Origin of the sequence: Candidatus Palauibacter australiensis, assembly GCA_026705295.1 — a bacterium.
In the GTDB taxonomy this organism is placed as follows: domain Bacteria; phylum Gemmatimonadota; class Gemmatimonadetes; order Palauibacterales; family Palauibacteraceae; genus Palauibacter; species Palauibacter australiensis.
In genome coordinates this window covers 1-17,076 of sequence record JAPPBA010000173.1, presented here as the reverse complement: position 1 = coordinate 17,076, position 17,076 = coordinate 1, and the positions used below count along the sequence as shown (strand labels likewise).

Here is a 17,076-nt window from a genome sequence, read left to right as displayed (position 1 = left end):
GTCGGCGGCGCTCGGGCGGTCCTCGTCGGCCGACGTGATCACGACCTGGTCGACGTTCCCCCTTCCGGATGCGGTCCAGAACCTGTTCGGCCAGATACACGTCTTCCAGATCCTCGATCTTCTCAAGGATGGCTTCACACGCATAGTCGCTCTTCGTGCGGCCCGTCTTCCTTGCGAGACGGTCGAGTCGCGCTTCGATCTCTTCTGGAAGCTGTATGGACAACATGTAAACCCCCTTCCGACTCCAGCGCAGCGTACCAAACCCTGGCCCTGGAAGCTAGCGGTTTCGGCCCCTGTGTGGTTGTGGCGGTCGGGCGCGGGGTCTACCGTGAGGCGAGCCACTCGATTCGGTTTGGAACGCGGAGTTCAGTCGTGAAGCGACGCATCGATTCGTTCAAGCTGTCGTCCGCCGCCACGTCGGTCCTCCTGATCTTCGGCGCGGTCGGCGCGGCGGGGTGCGGGCAGGCGGAGGCGGGGTCGGAGATGGAGGACGGGGCGCCGGCCGACGCGGATGCCGAGGCGCAAATGGCCGCCAACCGACTCTCCGCGGAGGAGGCCGCAGAGGGCTTCGAACTTCTCTTCGACGGGGAGTCGCTCGACGCGTGGCGGGGGTTCCGGATGGACGATGTCCCCGCGGGCTGGAGCGCGAAGGAGGGCGCGCTCGCCTTCACGCCCGGTGTCGGGGGCGGGACGCTCATCACGCGCGAGACCTATACGGACTTCGACCTGCGCCTCGAGTGGAAGGTCGGCGAGGCCGGCAACAGCGGGATCTTCTTCGGCATCTCCGAGAACACCGAGCGCGCGTTCGAGTCGGGCCCCGAAATGCAGGTCCTCGACAACGCGGGGCACTACGACGGCGGCGATCCGCTCACGTCGGCGGGATCGAACTACGGCCTGCACGCACCTCCCGAGGACGTCACCCGCCCGGTCGGTGAATGGAACGCAGTCCGGATCGTCCGCCGCGGCAACCGGGTCGTCCACTGGCTGAACGGCGTCCGGATCGTCGAGTACGGAATCGGTTCGGACGAGTGGGAGGCGCTGGTGGCAGGGAGCAAGTTCGTGGAGTGGCCCGACTACGGCCGGCACCACGAGGGCCATCTCGGCCTGCAGGACCACGGCGACCCCGTCTGGTACCGCAACCTCCGCGTCCGCCGCATCCAGTAGCGGCCGGCGGCAGCGGCTGGCCAGCGGCGTTCCCGCGGGAACGTCCCGCGCGTTTCAGACCGTATTCAGTTGCGCAGGGGGCGGTGGGTGAAGCTGCGCTTGCCGGGGCCGTAGTCCGCGGCGCCCTGCCCCTTGCCGCGCAGCAGCCAGCGCGTCGTGAGGAGGCCCTCGACGCCGACCGGGCCGCGCGCGTGGATGCGGGCCGTGCTGATCCCCACCTCCGCCCCGAGCCCGTAGCGGAAGCCGTCCGCGAAGCGGGTGCTCGCGTTGTGGAACACGCTCGCCGCATCCACGGCCTTCAGGAACCGTTCCGCGACGGCCGGGTCCTCGGCCACGATCGCGTCGGTGTGGCTGCTCCCGTACGCGTGAATGAAGTCGACGGCCTCCTCCACGCCCGCCACGGTCCGCACGGCCAGCGTGAGGTCGCCGAACTCGCGCCCCCAGTCCTCCTCGGACGCCGCCTCGGCCCACGGCAGGACCCGGCGGGAGGGCTCGTCGCAGCGGAGTTCGACCCCGCGCTCGCGGAGCGCCTCTCCGACCGGGCCCAGCCGCGGCAGGAAGGCCTCGTGCACGAGCAGCGTTTCCGTTGCGTTGCAGGCCGCCGGGTAGTCGCACTTTCCATCCACGGCGAGCCGCAGCGCCATCTCCGGGTCCGCCGACGCGTCCACGTAGAGGTGGCACACGCCCTCCGCGTGCCCCAGCACCGGAATCCGGCTCCGCTCCTGGATCGAGCGGACCAGCGCCCCGGAGCCCCGCGGGATCACGAGGTCGATGAGGTCATCCAGCGCGAGCAGTTCGTCGACATCCCGACGGTCCGGGACGCCGAGGACGGCCCGGCGATCGAGGCCGGCTTCAGCGAGCGCCTGCCGCAGACAGCCGACGAGCACCTCGTTGGAGCGGGCCGCCTCGCGGCCGCCCTTCATGATGACGCCGTTCCCGGAGCGGATGGCGAGCGATCCGATCTGGATCACCGCGTCGGGCCGGCTCTCGAAGATGATGAGAAGGACGCCGAGCGGGCTGCGCACACGCTCGAGGACGAGCCCCTCGTCGAGTTCCGTGCGCGTGAGGACGCGGTCGATCGGATCCTCGCCTGCGACCAGCGCGTCGATCCCTTCCAGCAGGCTTTCGAACTTCGCATCGGGGAGCCCCAGCCGGTGGAGGAGGGACCCGGAAAGCCCTTCCTCCGCCGCGCGCGCCAGGTCCTCGTCGTTCGCCCGCGAGATCTCGGCCCGCGAGCGGACCAGGACCGCTTTCAGCGCGCGGAGCGCCGCCGTCCTGCGCTCCGCCTCGGCACTTCCGATGGTGCGTTGCGCCGCCCGCACTCCGGCCGCCCGCTCCCTCAGCGTCTCCATCGGTTCCCGCTTCCCCGTCGGTTCGCGCTTCAATGTAGTGGCTTCCATCACGATTCCTTGAGGATGAGATGCTCCCGCCCCACAACCTGGACGCCGGCCCCCGCCTTGTGAGAGGTCGCCTGGAGGACGAGCCGCGAGTCGAGCGCGACGACGCCCCGTCCGACCAGGGATCCGTCGAGCGCCCGAACCTCGACCACGTCGCCGCGCCGGAACTCGCCTTCCGCCTGCCCGACGTCCGCCGCCCTCAGCGACTCGCCGCCCCGGAGACGTTCGGCGCCCCCCTCCGCCAGGACCAGCGTCCCGCGCGGGTGCGAACAGTACGCGATCCAGCGGCTGCGCGAGGAGAGGGCGGCGCGCGGGGGGATCCAGGTTCCCTCCTCCTCGCCGGCCAGGACGCGGTCGAGCGCGCCCGGATCGACGCCCGACGCGATGACGGTGTGGCACCCTCCGCGCGACGCGACCCGGGCCGCCTCCAGCTTGCTCGCCATGCCGCCCCGGCCGAGCCCGGAACGCCCGTCCACGTCGAGTCCGTGCTCGTCCGGCCGGTCGATGCGGCCGACCAGCCGCGCCTCCGGGTCGCGCCTGGGGTCGGCCGTCATGACCCCCGGCACGTCCGTGAGGAGCACGATCAGATCCGCCGCCAGTTCGCTCGCGACCAGCGCCCCGAGCCGGTCGTTGTCGTCGAAGATCGGCCGCTTGCCGGTCCCCCGGTACACGCGGTCGTTCAGCGAGATGGCGTCGTTCTCGTTTACGACGGGCACGACGCCGAGCCGGAAGAGACTCTGCAGCGTCTCGTGCAGGTTCAGGTAGCGCACCCGGTCATCGAAGTCCGTCCACGTGATGAGGATCTGCGCGCAGGTGACGCCGAGCCGGGCGAACCCCTGCTGGTAGAGTTCCATGAGCCGGCTCTGTCCGATCGCGGCGCATGTCTGCTTCAGCGCGGCCGTCGCGGGCGGTTCGGGGAGCTGGAGGGCGACGCGTCCGAGTCCCACCGCTCCCGAAGTCACGATGAGGACCTCCCGCCCCTCCCGCCGCAGGCGGCTCGCGCTCTCCACCACGCGGAAGAGGCGAGAGAGGGCGATCGTCCCATCGTCGTGCGTGACGACGCCCGTCCCCACCTTGAGGACGACCCGGTCGGCCGTGGCGATCGCCTCGCGCGTGACGGGCGGCGCGGCGGCGTCGGCGCCTTGCGGCGTCGGGACTGGTTGGAGCTGGCTCACGTGGAACGCCTCACAGCGGGACCGGGACCCACAGCCGGCCTGGGGGCCGGCGGAAGGCCACCAAAGGTACACCGGCGCTCCTTCGGCACCAGTCCCCGGAGCAGGCCGTTGCACACCGTGCTCCGACGCACGACGCTTCGGGGGCGGGAGCGGGACGGGGGGAGCGTCGCGGCGGGGCGTCAGCGGAAGGCGGAGTTCGCGTGCAGGTCCACCTCATCGACGGCACCTACGAGTTGTTCCGGCACTTCTACGGCGCGCCCTCGGCGAAGAACGCCGGCGGTCACGAGGTGGGAGCGGCCCGCGGGGTCGTGGCTTCGATGTTCGGCCTCCTCGAGGGCGGCGCCACGCACGTCGCGATCGCCACGGACCGCGTCATCGAGTCCTTCCGCAACGAGCTGTGGCCCGGGTACAAGGACGGCTCCGGCATCGACCCGGCGCTCTACTCGCAGTTCCCGCTCGTCGAGGAGGCGCTCGCCTCGGCGGGGTTCGTCGTGTGGCCGATGGTGGAGCACGAGGCCGACGACGCGATGGCCGCCGGCGCCGCGATGGCCGCCGCGGACCCACGCGTGGAGCGCGTCTACATCTGCACGCCGGACAAGGACCTCGCCCAGTGCGTGGAGGGCGACCGCATCGTGCAGTTCGACCGTCGGCAGCGCCTCCTCCGCGACGAGGCCGGCGTGGTCGAGAAGTTCGGGGTGCCGCCCGCGTCGATCCCCGATTGGCTGGCCCTCGTCGGAGATTCCGCGGACGGATTCCCCGGCATCCGCGGCTTCGGCGCCAAGACCGCTGCCGCCGTACTCGCGCGCTATGGCCGCATCGAGGACATCCCCTCGGACGGACGAGATTGGGACATCGCCGTGCGCGGCCCCGAACGCCTCGCCCAAACGCTGCGCAACGGACTGGACGACGCGCTCCTCTTCCGCCGCCTCGCCACGCTCGTCCGGGACGCCCCGGTGTCAGCGAGCGTGGACGACCTCGCATGGACGGGACCCCGAGACGACTTCAAACTCGTCGCCGCGATCCTCGACGCCCCGGACCTGCCCTCCCGCGCGGAGCGCCTGGCCGCGGCGCGCCGGGAACCGCCCGGCTAGTCGCCGATCGGCGGGACGGCCTCCATCAGGAGGGCGATCGCGGCTCGCAGATTCTCTGCGCCCGGGCCGGAGCCCGTGTACTTGCCGAGGCGTGTGATGACGAGGCCGCGCGCCGGGATGAACACGGTATACTGGCCGCCGGCACCCGCGAAGCCGCCGTAGTCGTCCTCGATCGGGAAGCCGAGGTCCTTCCACACGAAGCCGCCGCCGTAGACGGGCCGTCCGTCGGCGATCCAGGCCGGCGCGACCTCCATGGCGTAGTCGACGTACCCCTCGGGGAGGATGCGCTCACCCTCCCACACGCCGTCCTGCAGGTAGAGGTTGCCCAGTCGCGCCCAGTCGCGGGCGGAGCCGAACTCGTAGCCCTGGGTGAGGAAGTTCCCGTTCGGGTCCGTCTCCATGATGAAGTTCCGGATCCCGAGCTTGTCGAACAGGTTGCGCTGCGGGAAGGCGTGATAGTCGTCGCCGCGCCCCTCGACGCCGAGGCGGACCAGGTAGTTCGTGAGCGCCGGATCGGTGTTCCGGTACCGCCCCACGGTGTTGGGCTCCCACTGCTGCGGGCGGGTCGCGGCCCACTCGAAGGCGTTCTCGCCGGTGTAGAGGTAGAGGTGGTCGGGATACCCCATCTCCTCCGTATAACCCGGGTCCTGCGGCGCTACGATCCGGATCCCGCTCGACATGCGCATGATGTCCGCGATGCGGATGTTCTTCCTGTCGTCGTCCTGCCATTCCGGGATCGGGGCGCGCTGCCACAGGCCGTACACGCCCTGCTGGATGAGAACGGCCATCAGCGTCCCGGTGAGCGACTTCCCCTTCGACCAGCTCTCGAACGGGGTGTGCATGTCGACGCCGGGGCCGTAGTCCTCGCCGATGATCCGGCCCTGGTAGGTGACGACGAAGCCGAGCGTCATCCCGTCCTGGTCCATCGCGACCTCGACCGCCTCGTTGACCTTGTCCATGTCGATCTCGGGCGGGTACGGCTCGTCCGGGAGCACATCCCCCATGGGCCACGGCGTGGTGGCGGGATCCGGGGTCATCGGCTCCACGACGGAGGGCGTGAAGTAGATCGAATCCTGGCCCAGCGGCTGCGTGATGCAGCCCTGGCTGCCGTACAGCTTGGCGGTGCGCGTGATCCCCGAGCCGAGCGTGAGGCTCACCGTCTGCGCCTCCATGTCCACGACCGTGTCGACGACCGCCCCGCGGTGCTGGAAGGGCGCCGTGAAGCCGCCCACGTTGGCCGCCGCATCGCGCCAGTCGAGTCCGGTGATGAACGTCCCCGAGCAGAGCGTCTTCGCGAAGCCCGCCGTGTGGTGCACGATCGGCTCGCCAGGGGGCGGATCCCACTCGGTGGGCAGTTCCAGCGCCTCTCCGCGGGCGATCAGGCTCTCGTCGGAGCCATCACCCGGGGGCACCTCCTGCGTGGACTCCATCCCCACTTCGGCGCCGTCCTCCGGCGCGCAGGCCAGAAGGCCGAACAGGGAGAGCGAAAGCGCACAGCAGAGGTGCGTCACGAACGTTCGATCAGGGGCGCGGCGCATCGGGATCCTCCGGTCATCCAGGTACGGTCGGGTTCCAGTCGCCCGGCCTCGGCTTCGAGCCACGGACGCTCAGTGGAACGTGGTCAGAGCGACCGCGCGTGACAAGCAGTCGACGAGAAACGCATCACCCTCCCAGCAGCCATACGAGCAGCGCCGTGGGAACCGCGGACAGATCCGGATCGCGCATGTCCAGCGCCGCCCTCGTGGCGACGACGCCGCGCCACGGAGACGCTTTCAGCGTGGGTGCCGCCCGCTTCCACCGGTCTCCGTCCACATACTTCGACTCGATCGCGAGACCTCCGAAGCCGGGCCCCGCAAAGTCGATTTCCTTGCGGCTGCGCGTCCGATGATGGAGGACCGCATCGAAGTTCGGGTACCCCCCGGCATCCCGACGCAGGAAGGCGCGGACCAAGGTCATCCCCAGTTGTTGCTCCGAGAGAAGCGACACGTCGATCCTCCGCCGGGGACGCGGAGATAGCGCCGAGAAGATGGGGTCGGTGAAGTACGTCTTTTCCTGCGCCCGGAGCGCTGGCGCCAGACGGTGTTCCCGGTAACAGGGCCACACGACGAAGCTCTCGCGCAGCGTATCGATCCTGCGCCGCACGGTGTTGGCCGACGTGCCGGTGTCGGAAGCGATGTCGCTGCAGTTGGTCGGTGACCCGATTCCGGCCGCCAGACGCCGCATGAAGGCGTCTGTATGTGCACGCGACCATGCAGACTGACCGAACGCCTCTCCCCGGATCACGTCGAGCAAGCTCTCCCTGAGAGCTCGCACCGCCTCTCCGTGGCCAGACTCCGTAGTCGGGGGATCCACCGCAGCGTGTGCCGCCACGGCTTGCGGAAACCCACCCACTGCGAGGTAGGTCTCCCATTCGCGCACGAGATGCGGCAGCCACGGCGCCAGCTCTCGCGCGGATTCAGTCAGAACCTCCGGCGACAACTCCGCCACGGAGATGGGTTCCTCATGGGGCGGAAGAGGGACGTCCCTATTCCCCTCCACAACACGCGACGCTCGCAGAAAGCTCCGGAAGGACATAGGCAGGAGGACGCGGTCCGAGTCCACCGCCCCGCCGCGCCGACCGGCCAGCGCCTTTACTGCTTCCGTGAGGTCGCGGGCGGAGGAGCCCGTGAGAACCACCGTATCCATCCCGAAGCGAAGGTCGTTGTCGCGCAACCACTTGATCGCCGCCGGCCACCCGTCGGGGATGGCGGTGATCTCATCGAAGAACCAGAAGCGCCGTTCCGACGCCGGAGTGATCGCGTCCGCAGCGTCCACGACTCTTCGCAGGTCGGCGGCCTCGAGTTCGTCGGCCGCGATGTGGATGATGCAGCGGGGGTCTTCGCCACGTTCGATGAGACCTCGCACCGTCTTCTTGATCTCGACCGACTTGCCGACGCGCCGTGGCCCGCGGAGCACGTAGAGCCCTCCCGGCACGAGTCCTTTGAGCACACCCGCGTTGTAATCGAAGGGGGCCTCGCGTGCCCGGCGCAGGTCCGGATCCGACCGGATCCACCCGTGGGGATCCGTCCACCAGCCGGTGCGGGCCAGGATTTCGCGCAGTTCAGCGGTGCTGTGCAGGATCGCCCCCCTGTAGACTCCCGATACGGATGTCCGATAATGTATACCAAATCATCCACGACATGGAGAATAATGTATACAAAATCCTGCAAACGATGCCAACCGGGGGTGCGGGACGTTCCCGCGGGAACGTTTCCCGATCAGTTCCTCGTCAGGCGGAGGAGCTGGGGATGTTGGATGTCGAGCGCATCCTCCCGGACGCCGAGTACGGCGTCCATGGCGATGTCCGCCACGCGGAAGCCGTCCGGCATCTCGACGGTCCCGAGCCAGGTCCCATCGGCGTCCAGCACCAGCCACTTCTCCGGCTGGTCACGCTCGGTTTCTCCCCGGTGAAGTTCCAGCCACACCGCTCCCGAGGGGTCGACGTGGATGTCGGTGAAGGCGGGTCGGGTGTCCGAAACCGGAGCCGCCTCGAAGGGCGCCTTCAACGGGTGTCCGGGCGTGAATCCGTCGAGCAGAAAATCCCGTTCCGCGGCGATCAGAGCCTCGCTCAGGTCCAGGGGATAGTCGGGGATGCGCAGGATGCGCACGATGTTTCCGGACAGGTCCAGTTCCTCCAGCTGCATCGCGTCGGAAGATCCCCGCAGGATGTGCCCGCCCAGGGCGGTCACGTGAGACTGTTTGCCGAAAAAGTGGGGCGCCGTCCCGACGTACGAGCCGTCGCGGACGAGTACGTGCACCTCGGCTCCCCGCAGTTCGCCGACGCTGTCGATCCGGGTCCCCTCCAGGTCGAGGAGCACGAGAGGCTGCGGAGGCCGAACCGGTCCGGCAAGGCCATCCATCGGCAACACCGGCCGCGATACCTCCGGCAGGATCCGGCCCCCGCCGAGATCGTGCAGGTCGATCGTCCAGGGATCGATGTTGAACGTCCCGACCACCGTCAGATCGTGAGTGGCTACGGTGACGCGTCCCCGGTCGAGGGCCAGGAGGGTGTCGCCCGCGTTCTCGATCCGCCGCAGGCTCCTGAATTCGCCGGGGCCATCGCCGCTCCCGCCGAACGACCCCAGGAACTCGCCGGCCGCGGAGAACACCCGCACTTCCTGCGAGCTCCCGTCGGCAATCACGAGTGAACCGTCCGGGCGCTGCTTCATGTCGCGGAGCCCATGGAACTCGTGGCGGGGGCCATCGCCCGAGAGCGTGAGGTCGACGAGCGGATCCGGATCGAGGCGCCAGAGACTCGAGTCGCCCCAGAGCGGCCGCATGGCCTCGACGATCTCGATGCCGGCGCTGTCGCTCCGCACGACGAGGGGCGGGCCGGCCTCGCTGCCCTGACAGGATGCGAGAAAGGGCAGGAGGACGAGGAGAAGCGGTCGGGTCACGGCGTCGCCTACGGCTGGACGATCCGGTAGTCGACCGGGGGATCGGCGCCCATGAGGTGCTCGACGAAGTAGTCCCAGGTGCGCCGGATCAGGTACGGCTCGCGCGCGTAGCCGTGGTTCCGGTTCGGGAACACGAGCATGTCGAACGTCTTGTTCGCCTCAATGAGGGCGTCGGCCACGAGCAGCGTCATGTTCGGGTGCACGTTGTCGTCCAGCGACCCGTAGTGGAGCAGCAGCTTCCCCTTGAGGTTCGAGGCGATGTTCTGGTTCGCCTGCGAGTCGAAGCTGTCCGTCCCGTCCGGGTTCCGTTCCAGCAGCCCGTGATATTTCTCCCCCCACGGGAAGTGGTACCCGCGCTGGTCGTGGTTCCCCGCCCCCGACACCGCGACCTTGAAGAAGTCCGGGAAGGTCAGGATGGCGTCGGTCGAGGAGAAGCCGCCGCCGGAGTGGCCGAAGATCCCCACCCGCTCGATGTCGATGGGATAGCGGAGGGCGAGCGCCTTGAGCGCCGAGACGTGATCGGGGATCCCGTTGTCCCGCATGTTGCCGTAGTAGCTCTCGTGGAAGGCCTTCGAACGATACGGCGTGCCCATGGCGTCGACCGCGAAGGTGATGAACCCGAGCTGGGCGAGCGCGTGGCCCTGGCCCCGCGGCCCGGAGGTGAAGCCGGGCGTGCGGATGGGGCCGATCTGGGGCCCGGGGTAGACGTAGTCGATGACGGGATAGACGGCCCCCTCCTCCATGTGCGGGGGGAGCCAGAGATAGCCGTACACGTCGGTCACCCCGTCGCGCGCCTTGGCGGAGAAGCGCACCGGGGGCTCCCAGCCGGCCTCGAGCAGCGGGGAGATGTCGCCCTGCTCGACCGTCATCACCGCGCGGCCGGCCTCATCCCTGAGGACGGTGACCGGGGCCGTCGAGCGCGTGGAGTGCGTGTCCACGAAGTAGCGGCCGTCAGGTGAGGCGGAGACCGCGTGGTGGGCGTCCTCCGGCGAGAGGAGCGTGACCCCGCCGCCGTCGAGCGACGCGCGATAGAGGTGCTGCCGGTACGGATCGCGCCCGGGCTCGCGTCCCACGCCGGTGAAGTAGACCTGCCGCGCGGCCTCATCGACGGCCAGGAGCTGGACGACGAGCCAGGACCCCTGCGTGATCCGGTTCTTCATCTCTCCGGTGGCGAGGTCGTGCAGGTAGAGGTGGCCCCAGCCCTCGCGCTCGGAGAACCAGATGAACTCGCTCCCGTTGTCGAGCACGCGCCAGTTGTAGGGCGTGCGGAGCTGGTTCAGCTCCACCCAGGTGTCGCCGCTCTCGACGATGACTCTGCGGGACGCGCCCGACGTCGCGTCGACTTCGACGAGCGTCTGGTTCTTGAAGTCGCGCGAATGGTGCGAGAAGTAGACGCGGGCGGCGTCCGGGGTCCACTGGGCGGCGTGCCAGGTCGTGTCCGCGCCGCCGAAGTAGCCGACGACGGGGTCGTAGTCGGCCCGCACCTGTGCGCCGGTGTCGGCGTCGAAGATGTGGAGTTGCCAGGTGGGGACGATGGAATCGCCGGGGAGCGCGTAGCGGTAGCTGTGGAGGATTGGGCGCCCGGTCGCGGCCTCGAGCAGGTGAAGGTCCGCGACGTCGCGTTCGTCGTAGCGGTGGGTCACGATCCGGCGGCCATCGGGGGACCACTCGGCGACCGGGGGCGGCTTGAACTCCCGGCGGCGGTTCGAGATCTCCTGGCAGCAGCCCTCCGGCGCGACGCCGTAGCCCCAGTGCAGCTCCCCGTCCGTCGAGAGCTGACGCTCCTCGTCGGAGTCCGTGTCGCGGACCCACAGATTCTCGTCGCGCGAGAAGACGGCGAGCGCGCCGTCGGGGGAATCGATCTCGTGCGTCGCCCGCGCGACGGAGTCCGGGCCGGTACAGCGGTAGGCCCCGATGTCGCAGTCCCAGCGTTCGTGGGTGTCCGTCCAGAAGCGGATGCCGCCGGACGCGTTGAACTCGAACTCGTCGAAGGGAAGATCCGTCGCCTCGTGGCTCTCGTCGGAAGCCTCGGAGAGGGCGGCGGCGAGCCGGTCGTGGTCGAAGACGGGGCGGCGGGTGCGGGCCGCGGCGTCGATCATGATGAACTCGTGGCCGCCGAACACCTGGTTGCGGTACCAGAAGCGGTTGGCGTCGAGCCAGCGGGGGTTCACCGTGACGCCCGACGTGAGCTTCTCCGCGTGCCAGGGCAGGAACTGCTCGGCGCGCGCGTACTCGCTCGCGCTCACGGATTCCGGCTGGTAGGGCCGGGACTGGGCGGCGGCTCCCGGCGGCAGCGCGGCGAACGCGAGGACGGCGAGCGCGAGGACGGCGGGCGCGGGGGCGGGGAGCGCGACAAGGGACGGGCGGCGAATCGAGCGGCGTTTCACGGGATCCTCCTGGGTTTCTGGCCTGGCAGCCCGCGGCAAGAGCCCCGCTGTGGACTGCCCGGAAAGAATAGACCGAAGCGTTCGGCGGCCGGTAGGGTCGCGAGGGTCGCCGCCGCCGTTGCGGACTGGAACGAGGCGGCGCTAGCGTGCCCGCCGACCCCATCCGAGGAGTGTTCCGTGGATACGACCTCGTCCTCCGTGCGCCCGAAGCGGCTCTTCCTGGCCAGTTGCGTGTCGCTCATCGCGACCTCCGTCACGTTCGCGGTGGTCGGCGCGGTGATGCTCACGCTGAAGGGCGAATTCACCCTCACGAACTACGAGGTCGGCCTCATCGGAGGGGCGGCGATCTGGGGCTTCGCGGTGTCGCAGGTCCTCTTCGCACCCTTCTGCGACACGCTGGGCATGCGCCTCCTGCTCCGGCTCGCCTTCGCGTGTCATCTCCTCGGGGCGATCGTCCTGATCACGGCCGGCGGTTTCTGGCAGGCGTTTGCCGGAGCGCTGACGCTGGCGCTGGGGAACGGGCTCGTCGAGGCCGCCTGCAACCCGCTGGTGGCGGCGCTCTATCCAGATCAAAAGACGGTCAAGCTGAACCAGTTCCACGTCTGGTTCCCGGGCGGGATCGTGATCGGCTCCGTGCTCGCCTTCGGCCTCGACTCGGTCGGGCTCACCGCGTGGCAACTGAAGATCGGCCTCGTCCTCATCCCCACCCTCATCTACGGCCACCTGATGTGGCGGGAGGAGTTTCCGCCGACGGAGGGCGTTCAGGCGGGAGTGGGCATGTGGGAGATGTTCAGGGCGACGTTCGCGACGCCGCTCATGATCCTGATGCTGTTCTGCATGGCGATCACGGCCTCGACGGAACTGGGGCCGAACCGCTGGGTGCCGCCGGTGCTGGAGGCGGGCGGGATTCCGGGGATCCTCGTGCTGGCGTGGATCAACGGCCTGATGGCGGTGCTCCGGTACAAGGCGGGATTCGCGGTCGAACGGCTCTCGCCGCCGGGGGTGCTGGCGGCGAGCGCGGCGGTGTCCGTGGTGGGGCTGCTGTGGCTCAGCTACGCGGAGACGACGGCGATGGCCTTCGCCTCGGCCACCGTGTTCGCGGTCGGCGTGTGCTACTTCTGGCCGACGATGCTCGGCTTCGTGTCCGAGCGAGTGCCGCGTTCCGGGGCGCTCGGGCTGGGGCTGATGGGGGCGACCGGGATGGCGGTCGTCGGGCTGTGGACGACGCCGTGGATGGGAAGGATCGCCGATGGAGTGGGGCACGAGCGGCTTCCGGCGGTCGAGACGCAGGCGCTGTTCGCCGATGCGGCGACGGCCTTCGCCGGGGCTGACGAGAGCACCGCCCCGGATCTGGCGGCGGCGGGCGACGCGGTGGGCGAGGCGCTCGCCGGCGTGGGACCGGATGGCGCGCTGCCGGAATCGGTTACGGCGAACGCGCTGCGGGCGATCATCAACTCCGGGGGGGATGAGGCGCTGGCGGAGCGAGCCAACGCCATTCTCGGGCCGGCCGACAACTACGGGGGACGGGTCTCGTTCCGGTACATCCTTCCGTTCACGGGAGCGCTCATCCTCATCTTCGGATTCCTCTACTCGCGCGACCGGCGGGCTGGCGGATACCGCGCCGTTCGGATCGGGAGGGAGTCGGGCGACGGATGAGGCGACGCCTCAGCTACGGGATGGTGGGGGGCGGACCCGGCGCCTTCATCGGAGACGTGCACCGGATGGCCGCGGAACTCGACGGCCTCGCGCAGATCGCGGCCGGCGCCTTCTCGTCGGACCCGGAGCGGTCGGCGGCGAAGGGAGCCGAGATCGGACTGGACCCGGAGCGCGTGTACGGCAGCTACGCGGAGCTGGCGGAGGCCGAGGCGGCGCGCGCCGGAAACGACCGGCTGGACTTCGTAATCGTCGTCACCCCGAACCATCTCCATTTCGACGTGGCGCGGACCTTCCTCGAGGCGGGCTTCCACGTGGTGTGCGACAAGCCGTTGACGACGGAACTCGCGGACGCGGAGGCGCTGTGCCGGCTCGTGGCGGCCGGAGATCGCGTGTTCGCCCTCACGCACAACTACGGCGGCTATCCGATGATCAAGGACGCGCGCCACCTCGTGCGCGGCGGGAGGCTGGGGGAGATCCGCCGCGTTCAACTCGAGTACTTCCAGGGGTGGCTGGCGACGCCGCTCGAGGAGACGGGACACCCGCAGGCGGTGTGGCGCACGGACCCGGCGCGGGCGGGGGTGGCCGGCGCGCTGGGGGACATCGGGACGCACGCGCACCACTTGGCCCGCTACGTGACCGGGCTGGAGGTCGAGGCGCTGTGCGGCGAGCTGACGACGTTCGTGCCGGGGCGGCGCCTCGAGGACGACGCGAGCCTGCTCCTGCGCTGGAGCGGCGGCGTGCGCGGGACGCTCACGGTGTCGCAGGTGGCGGCGGGCGAGGAGAACGGGCTCGCGATCCGCGTGTTCGGGAGCGAGGGCTCCATCGCCTGGCGGCACGACGACGCGCAGACGCTGTGGTACCGGACGCCGGACGGGCAGGCGCGGGTGCGGCGCCCGGGGCACGGCTGGATCTCGCCCGAGGCCGCGCGGGCGTCGCGGGTCCCGCCGGGTCATCCCGAGGGATTCATCGAGGGGTTCGGGAACCTGTACCGGAACGTGATCTCGACCATCGGCGCGCTCGACGGGGGGCGGACGCCGGACGGGGCGGAGGCCGACTTTCCCTCCGTGTGGGACGGGGCGCGCGGGGTTCATTTCCTCGAGCGGGCGGTGGAGAGCGGGCGGCGCGGCGCGTGGGTGGACGCGCGCTACGCACCGCCGCGAGAGCCGCCTGTGGAACCGGAGGGGCACGGGGAGAGCGGGGAGCGCGGGGCGCGCGGGGAGTCGACGCGATGAGTGCACGACCGATCACGCTGTTCACCGGCCAGTGGGCGGACATGCCGCTGGAGACGCTCGCGGCCCGGGCGGCCGCGTGGGGCTACGACGGGCTCGAGCTGGCCTGCTGGGGGGACCACTTCGACGTCGTGCGGGCCACGGAGGAGGACGGCTACGCGGCCGGGCAGCGCGACCTGCTGGCGTCCCACGGCCTCGACGTGCACGCGATCTCCAACCATCTCGTCGGCCAGGCCGTGTGCGATCCGATCGACGCCCGCCACCAGCTCATTCTGCCGGATCGCGTGTGGGGCGACGGCGACCCCGAGGCCGTGCGGCGGCGGGCCGCGGCGGAAATGAGCCGGTCGGCCGCCGCGGCGGCTGCGCTCGGCGTCCCGGTCGTGAACGGCTTCACCGGCAGCTCGATCTGGGCCGCCGCCTACGCCTTCCCCCCGCACCCGCCGCGCTTCGTGGACGCCGGCTTCACCGACTTCGCCGACCGCTGGAACCCGATCCTCGACGCCTTCGACGCGGCCGGCGTGAAGTTCGCCCTCGAGGTACACCCGACGGAGATCGCGTTCGACGCCGCCAGCGCGGCGCGGGCCGTGGAGGCCGTGGCGGGGCGCGCCGCATTCGGCTTCAACTACGATCCCAGCCACCTCGCCTACCAGGGCGTCGACTACGTCGGTTTCATCCTCGAATTCAGCGACCGCATTTACCATGCCCATATGAAGGACGTGTGGTGGTCCGACACCCCGCGCCGCTCCGGCGCCTTCGGCGGCCACCTCGACTTCGGGCACGCGGACCGCGGCTGGGACTTCCGCTCCATCGGGCGCGGGCGGGTGGACTTCGAGGAGGTCCTGCGCGCCCTCGACCGGGTCGGCTACAACGGCCCCCTCTCGATCGAGTGGGAGGACAGCGGCATGGACCGAGAGCACGGGGCCCGGGAAGCGTGCGAGCGGCTCCGCGCCCTCACCTTCCCGCCTTCCGCCACCGCCTTCGACGCCGCCTTCTCCGAGGACTGACCTCCGCCCCGCGAAGGGAGTCGAACCCCGGAGACCCGTTGCGGCATGACGCGTGATGAGTATATCATACTTACGATATGAGTACGCGACTGCAGGTGGTCATGCCGGAGGCGGAACTGGATGAGATCCGCGATGCGGCGCGGCGCAACCGCGTCACGGTGTCCGCGTGGGTGCGGCGCGCGCTGCGGGAGGCGCGGGCGCGCGAGCTGAGGGGCGGCTCCGTCTTCGCCGTGCGCGAGCCGGGGCCGCGATATGGGACCTCCGAGTCCGCCGGCCTGCGGTTCGTCGATCTCGAAGTGAGATTGCCGGAGCGCGATCTGGAGGCGGTGCGCAAGCGGTACGGACGAGCCAATTGGTCGGCGGCCGTGAAGGAAGCGGTGTTCCGCCAGTCCTTCGTCCCGATGACGAAGGAGGAGGCACTCGCCATGGAGGGTGTGGGCTGGGAGGGAGATCTGGACGAAATGCGAGACGGCAACACGATCGAGCCCCTGTGATCGTCGACACGTCCGCGTGGATCGAATACCTGCGCCGCACCGAAAGTCCCGCCAACCTTGCTTTGAGACACGCCGTACAGGCCGGGAGCGCGATCGCCACGCCCGCTCCCGTGGTCATGGAACTCCTTTCAGGCTGTCGCAACGAAACCGAGGAGTCGGATCTGTTGAAGCTGCTCGGTCGCTTCGAGATCCTGATCCCCGACTCGCTGGGCCACTTCCAGGGTGCAGCGCGGATCTATCGTACCTGCCGGCGCGCGGGGTGGACGATTCGGTCCTCGGTAGACTGCCTCGTCGCCGCCGCGGCCCTGGATGCGCGTCGCCCGCTGCTGGCCCGGAATCGTGACTTCGACACCATCGCCCGCCTCACGGAACTCGAACTCGTCGTTCCGACCGCGCCGGAATCACACGCCTGAGCACGGCCCCTCCGACATTCGAGGCGCCCTTCGAACGGTGCCACGACGGTCGTGGACCGGCCGCCGGCGTTCCCGCGGGAACGTCCCGGGCGCTGAGATCGGTGGGAGATCGGTGGGAGATCGGTGGGAGATCGGGTTGAGAATCGGGTGGAAATCGGGTTGAGATCAGGTTGAGACGAAACCCGAATATTTACCGAAGATCGGGGTATGAGTGCGTACCCCCCTTGGAACCCTGAGATTCGGATGAGAAGCCATGCCTGTCACGCCCGACGCCCGCGATGCCTCGAACGCTGATGCCTCGAACGCTGATGCCTCGAACGCTGATGCCTCGAACGCTGATGTCTCCCACCCCGCGGTCCTGAACGGCGACCCCGTCGGCGACGAGATCGCCGAACTCTGCGCCCACCTCGACGCTGCCCAGTATCGGCTCCTGATCCTGCTGCGCCGCTTCGATGAGGAGGAACGCTGGAGCGGCTGGCGCTCCTGCGCCCACTGGCTGAACTGGCGCGCCGGGATCTCCCTCGGCGCCGCGCGGGAGCGGCTGCGGGCAGCCCGGCGCCTCGCCGACCTGCCCCTGACCTCGGCCGAGATGGAGAAGGGGCGGCTCTCCTGGTCCAAGGTCCGGGCGTT

At 69.9% G+C, this 17,076-nt stretch carries 15 protein-coding genes; 8 read left to right on the top strand and 7 right to left on the bottom strand.

From position 1 onward, the window contains the following. A partial coding sequence (locus OXN85_14300) for a ribbon-helix-helix protein, CopG family (protein MCY3601134.1) occupies positions 1-226 on the bottom strand: 226 nt, incomplete at its 3' end. 146 nt (positions 227-372) lie between these two features. Here OXN85_14300 and OXN85_14295 point away from each other — a divergent pair. After that, on the top strand, positions 373-1,164 hold the full coding sequence (locus OXN85_14295) for a DUF1080 domain-containing protein (GenBank protein MCY3601133.1): 792 nt from the start codon (positions 373-375) through the stop codon (positions 1,162-1,164). Between the two features lie 65 nt (positions 1,165-1,229). Here the strand turns inward: OXN85_14295 and OXN85_14290 are convergent, their stop codons facing one another. After that, positions 1,230-2,564, bottom strand: a complete 1,335-nt coding sequence (locus tag OXN85_14290; protein ID MCY3601132.1) for a glutamate-5-semialdehyde dehydrogenase — start codon at positions 2,562-2,564, stop codon at positions 1,230-1,232. Further along, entirely contained in the window at positions 2,564-3,736 is a 1,173-nt protein-coding gene (gene proB, locus OXN85_14285) for a glutamate 5-kinase (protein MCY3601131.1), read from the bottom strand. Before proB ends, OXN85_14290 begins: the two co-directional genes overlap by 1 nt. Positions 3,737-3,936: 200 nt before the next feature. On the opposite strand from proB, the gene OXN85_14280 reads away from it, so the two are divergent. Further along, complete coding sequence (locus OXN85_14280; protein MCY3601130.1) at positions 3,937-4,827, top strand: flap endonuclease; 891 nt, start codon at positions 3,937-3,939, stop codon at positions 4,825-4,827. Here the strand turns inward: OXN85_14280 and OXN85_14275 are convergent. The 4 genes from OXN85_14275 to OXN85_14260 form a co-directional block, all read right to left on the bottom strand. After that, complete coding sequence (locus OXN85_14275) at positions 4,824-6,365, bottom strand: serine hydrolase (GenBank protein ID MCY3601129.1); 1,542 nt, start codon at positions 6,363-6,365, stop codon at positions 4,824-4,826. The genes OXN85_14280 and OXN85_14275 overlap by 4 nt on opposite strands. 124 nt (positions 6,366-6,489) lie before the next feature. Next, complete coding sequence (locus OXN85_14270) at positions 6,490-7,782, bottom strand: AAA family ATPase (GenBank protein ID MCY3601128.1); 1,293 nt, start codon at positions 7,780-7,782, stop codon at positions 6,490-6,492. 302 nt (positions 7,783-8,084) lie between these two features. Then, positions 8,085-9,263 carry a hypothetical protein gene (locus OXN85_14265; protein ID MCY3601127.1) on the bottom strand — a complete coding sequence of 393 codons (1,179 nt, stop codon included), beginning with the start codon at positions 9,261-9,263 and terminating at the stop codon, positions 8,085-8,087. An 8-nt stretch (positions 9,264-9,271) separates the two neighbouring features. Next, entirely contained in the window at positions 9,272-11,650 is a 2,379-nt protein-coding gene (locus tag OXN85_14260; protein ID MCY3601126.1) for a DPP IV N-terminal domain-containing protein, read from the bottom strand. Between the two features lie 177 nt (positions 11,651-11,827). Between OXN85_14260 and OXN85_14255 the strand changes: the two genes are divergently transcribed. The 6 genes from OXN85_14255 to OXN85_14230 all read left to right on the top strand — a co-directional run. Next, a complete protein-coding gene (locus tag OXN85_14255; protein ID MCY3601125.1) occupies positions 11,828-13,306 on the top strand; it encodes an MFS transporter in 1,479 nt (492 codons plus the stop codon). Continuing rightward, a complete protein-coding gene (locus OXN85_14250) occupies positions 13,303-14,538 on the top strand; it encodes a Gfo/Idh/MocA family oxidoreductase (protein ID MCY3601124.1) in 1,236 nt (411 codons plus the stop codon). Before OXN85_14255 ends, OXN85_14250 begins: the two co-directional genes overlap by 4 nt. Beyond that, entirely contained in the window at positions 14,535-15,539 is a 1,005-nt protein-coding gene (locus tag OXN85_14245) for a sugar phosphate isomerase/epimerase (protein MCY3601123.1), read from the top strand. The genes OXN85_14250 and OXN85_14245 overlap by 4 nt, the downstream gene beginning before the upstream one ends. 77 nt (positions 15,540-15,616) lie before the next feature. After that, positions 15,617-16,033: a hypothetical protein gene (locus tag OXN85_14240; GenBank protein ID MCY3601122.1), complete on the top strand. Its 417-nt coding sequence runs from the start codon at positions 15,617-15,619 to the stop codon at positions 16,031-16,033. Further along, positions 16,030-16,446, top strand: a complete 417-nt coding sequence (locus OXN85_14235; protein MCY3601121.1) for a PIN domain nuclease — start codon at positions 16,030-16,032, stop codon at positions 16,444-16,446. Before OXN85_14240 ends, OXN85_14235 begins: the two co-directional genes overlap by 4 nt. A gap of 253 nt (positions 16,447-16,699) precedes the next feature. Next, positions 16,700-17,076: DUF222 domain-containing protein (locus tag OXN85_14230; protein MCY3601120.1), on the top strand; the 377-nt coding region annotated here is incomplete at its 3' end.

What these genes read in the sequence shown, in the direction of transcription:
- OXN85_14290 (MCY3601132.1), bottom strand. Translation starts at nt 2,564, where the DNA reads ATGGAAGCCACTACATTGAAGCGCGAACCGACGGGGAAGCGGGAACCG.
- OXN85_14275 (MCY3601129.1), bottom strand. Translation starts at nt 6,365, where the DNA reads ATGCGCCGCGCCCCTGATCGAACGTTCGTGACGCACCTCTGCTGTGCG.
- OXN85_14250 (MCY3601124.1), top strand. Translation starts at nt 13,303, where the DNA reads ATGAGGCGACGCCTCAGCTACGGGATGGTGGGGGGCGGACCCGGCGCC.
- OXN85_14240 (MCY3601122.1), top strand. Translation starts at nt 15,617, where the DNA reads ATGAGTACGCGACTGCAGGTGGTCATGCCGGAGGCGGAACTGGATGAG.
- OXN85_14245 (MCY3601123.1), top strand. Translation starts at nt 14,535, where the DNA reads ATGAGTGCACGACCGATCACGCTGTTCACCGGCCAGTGGGCGGACATG.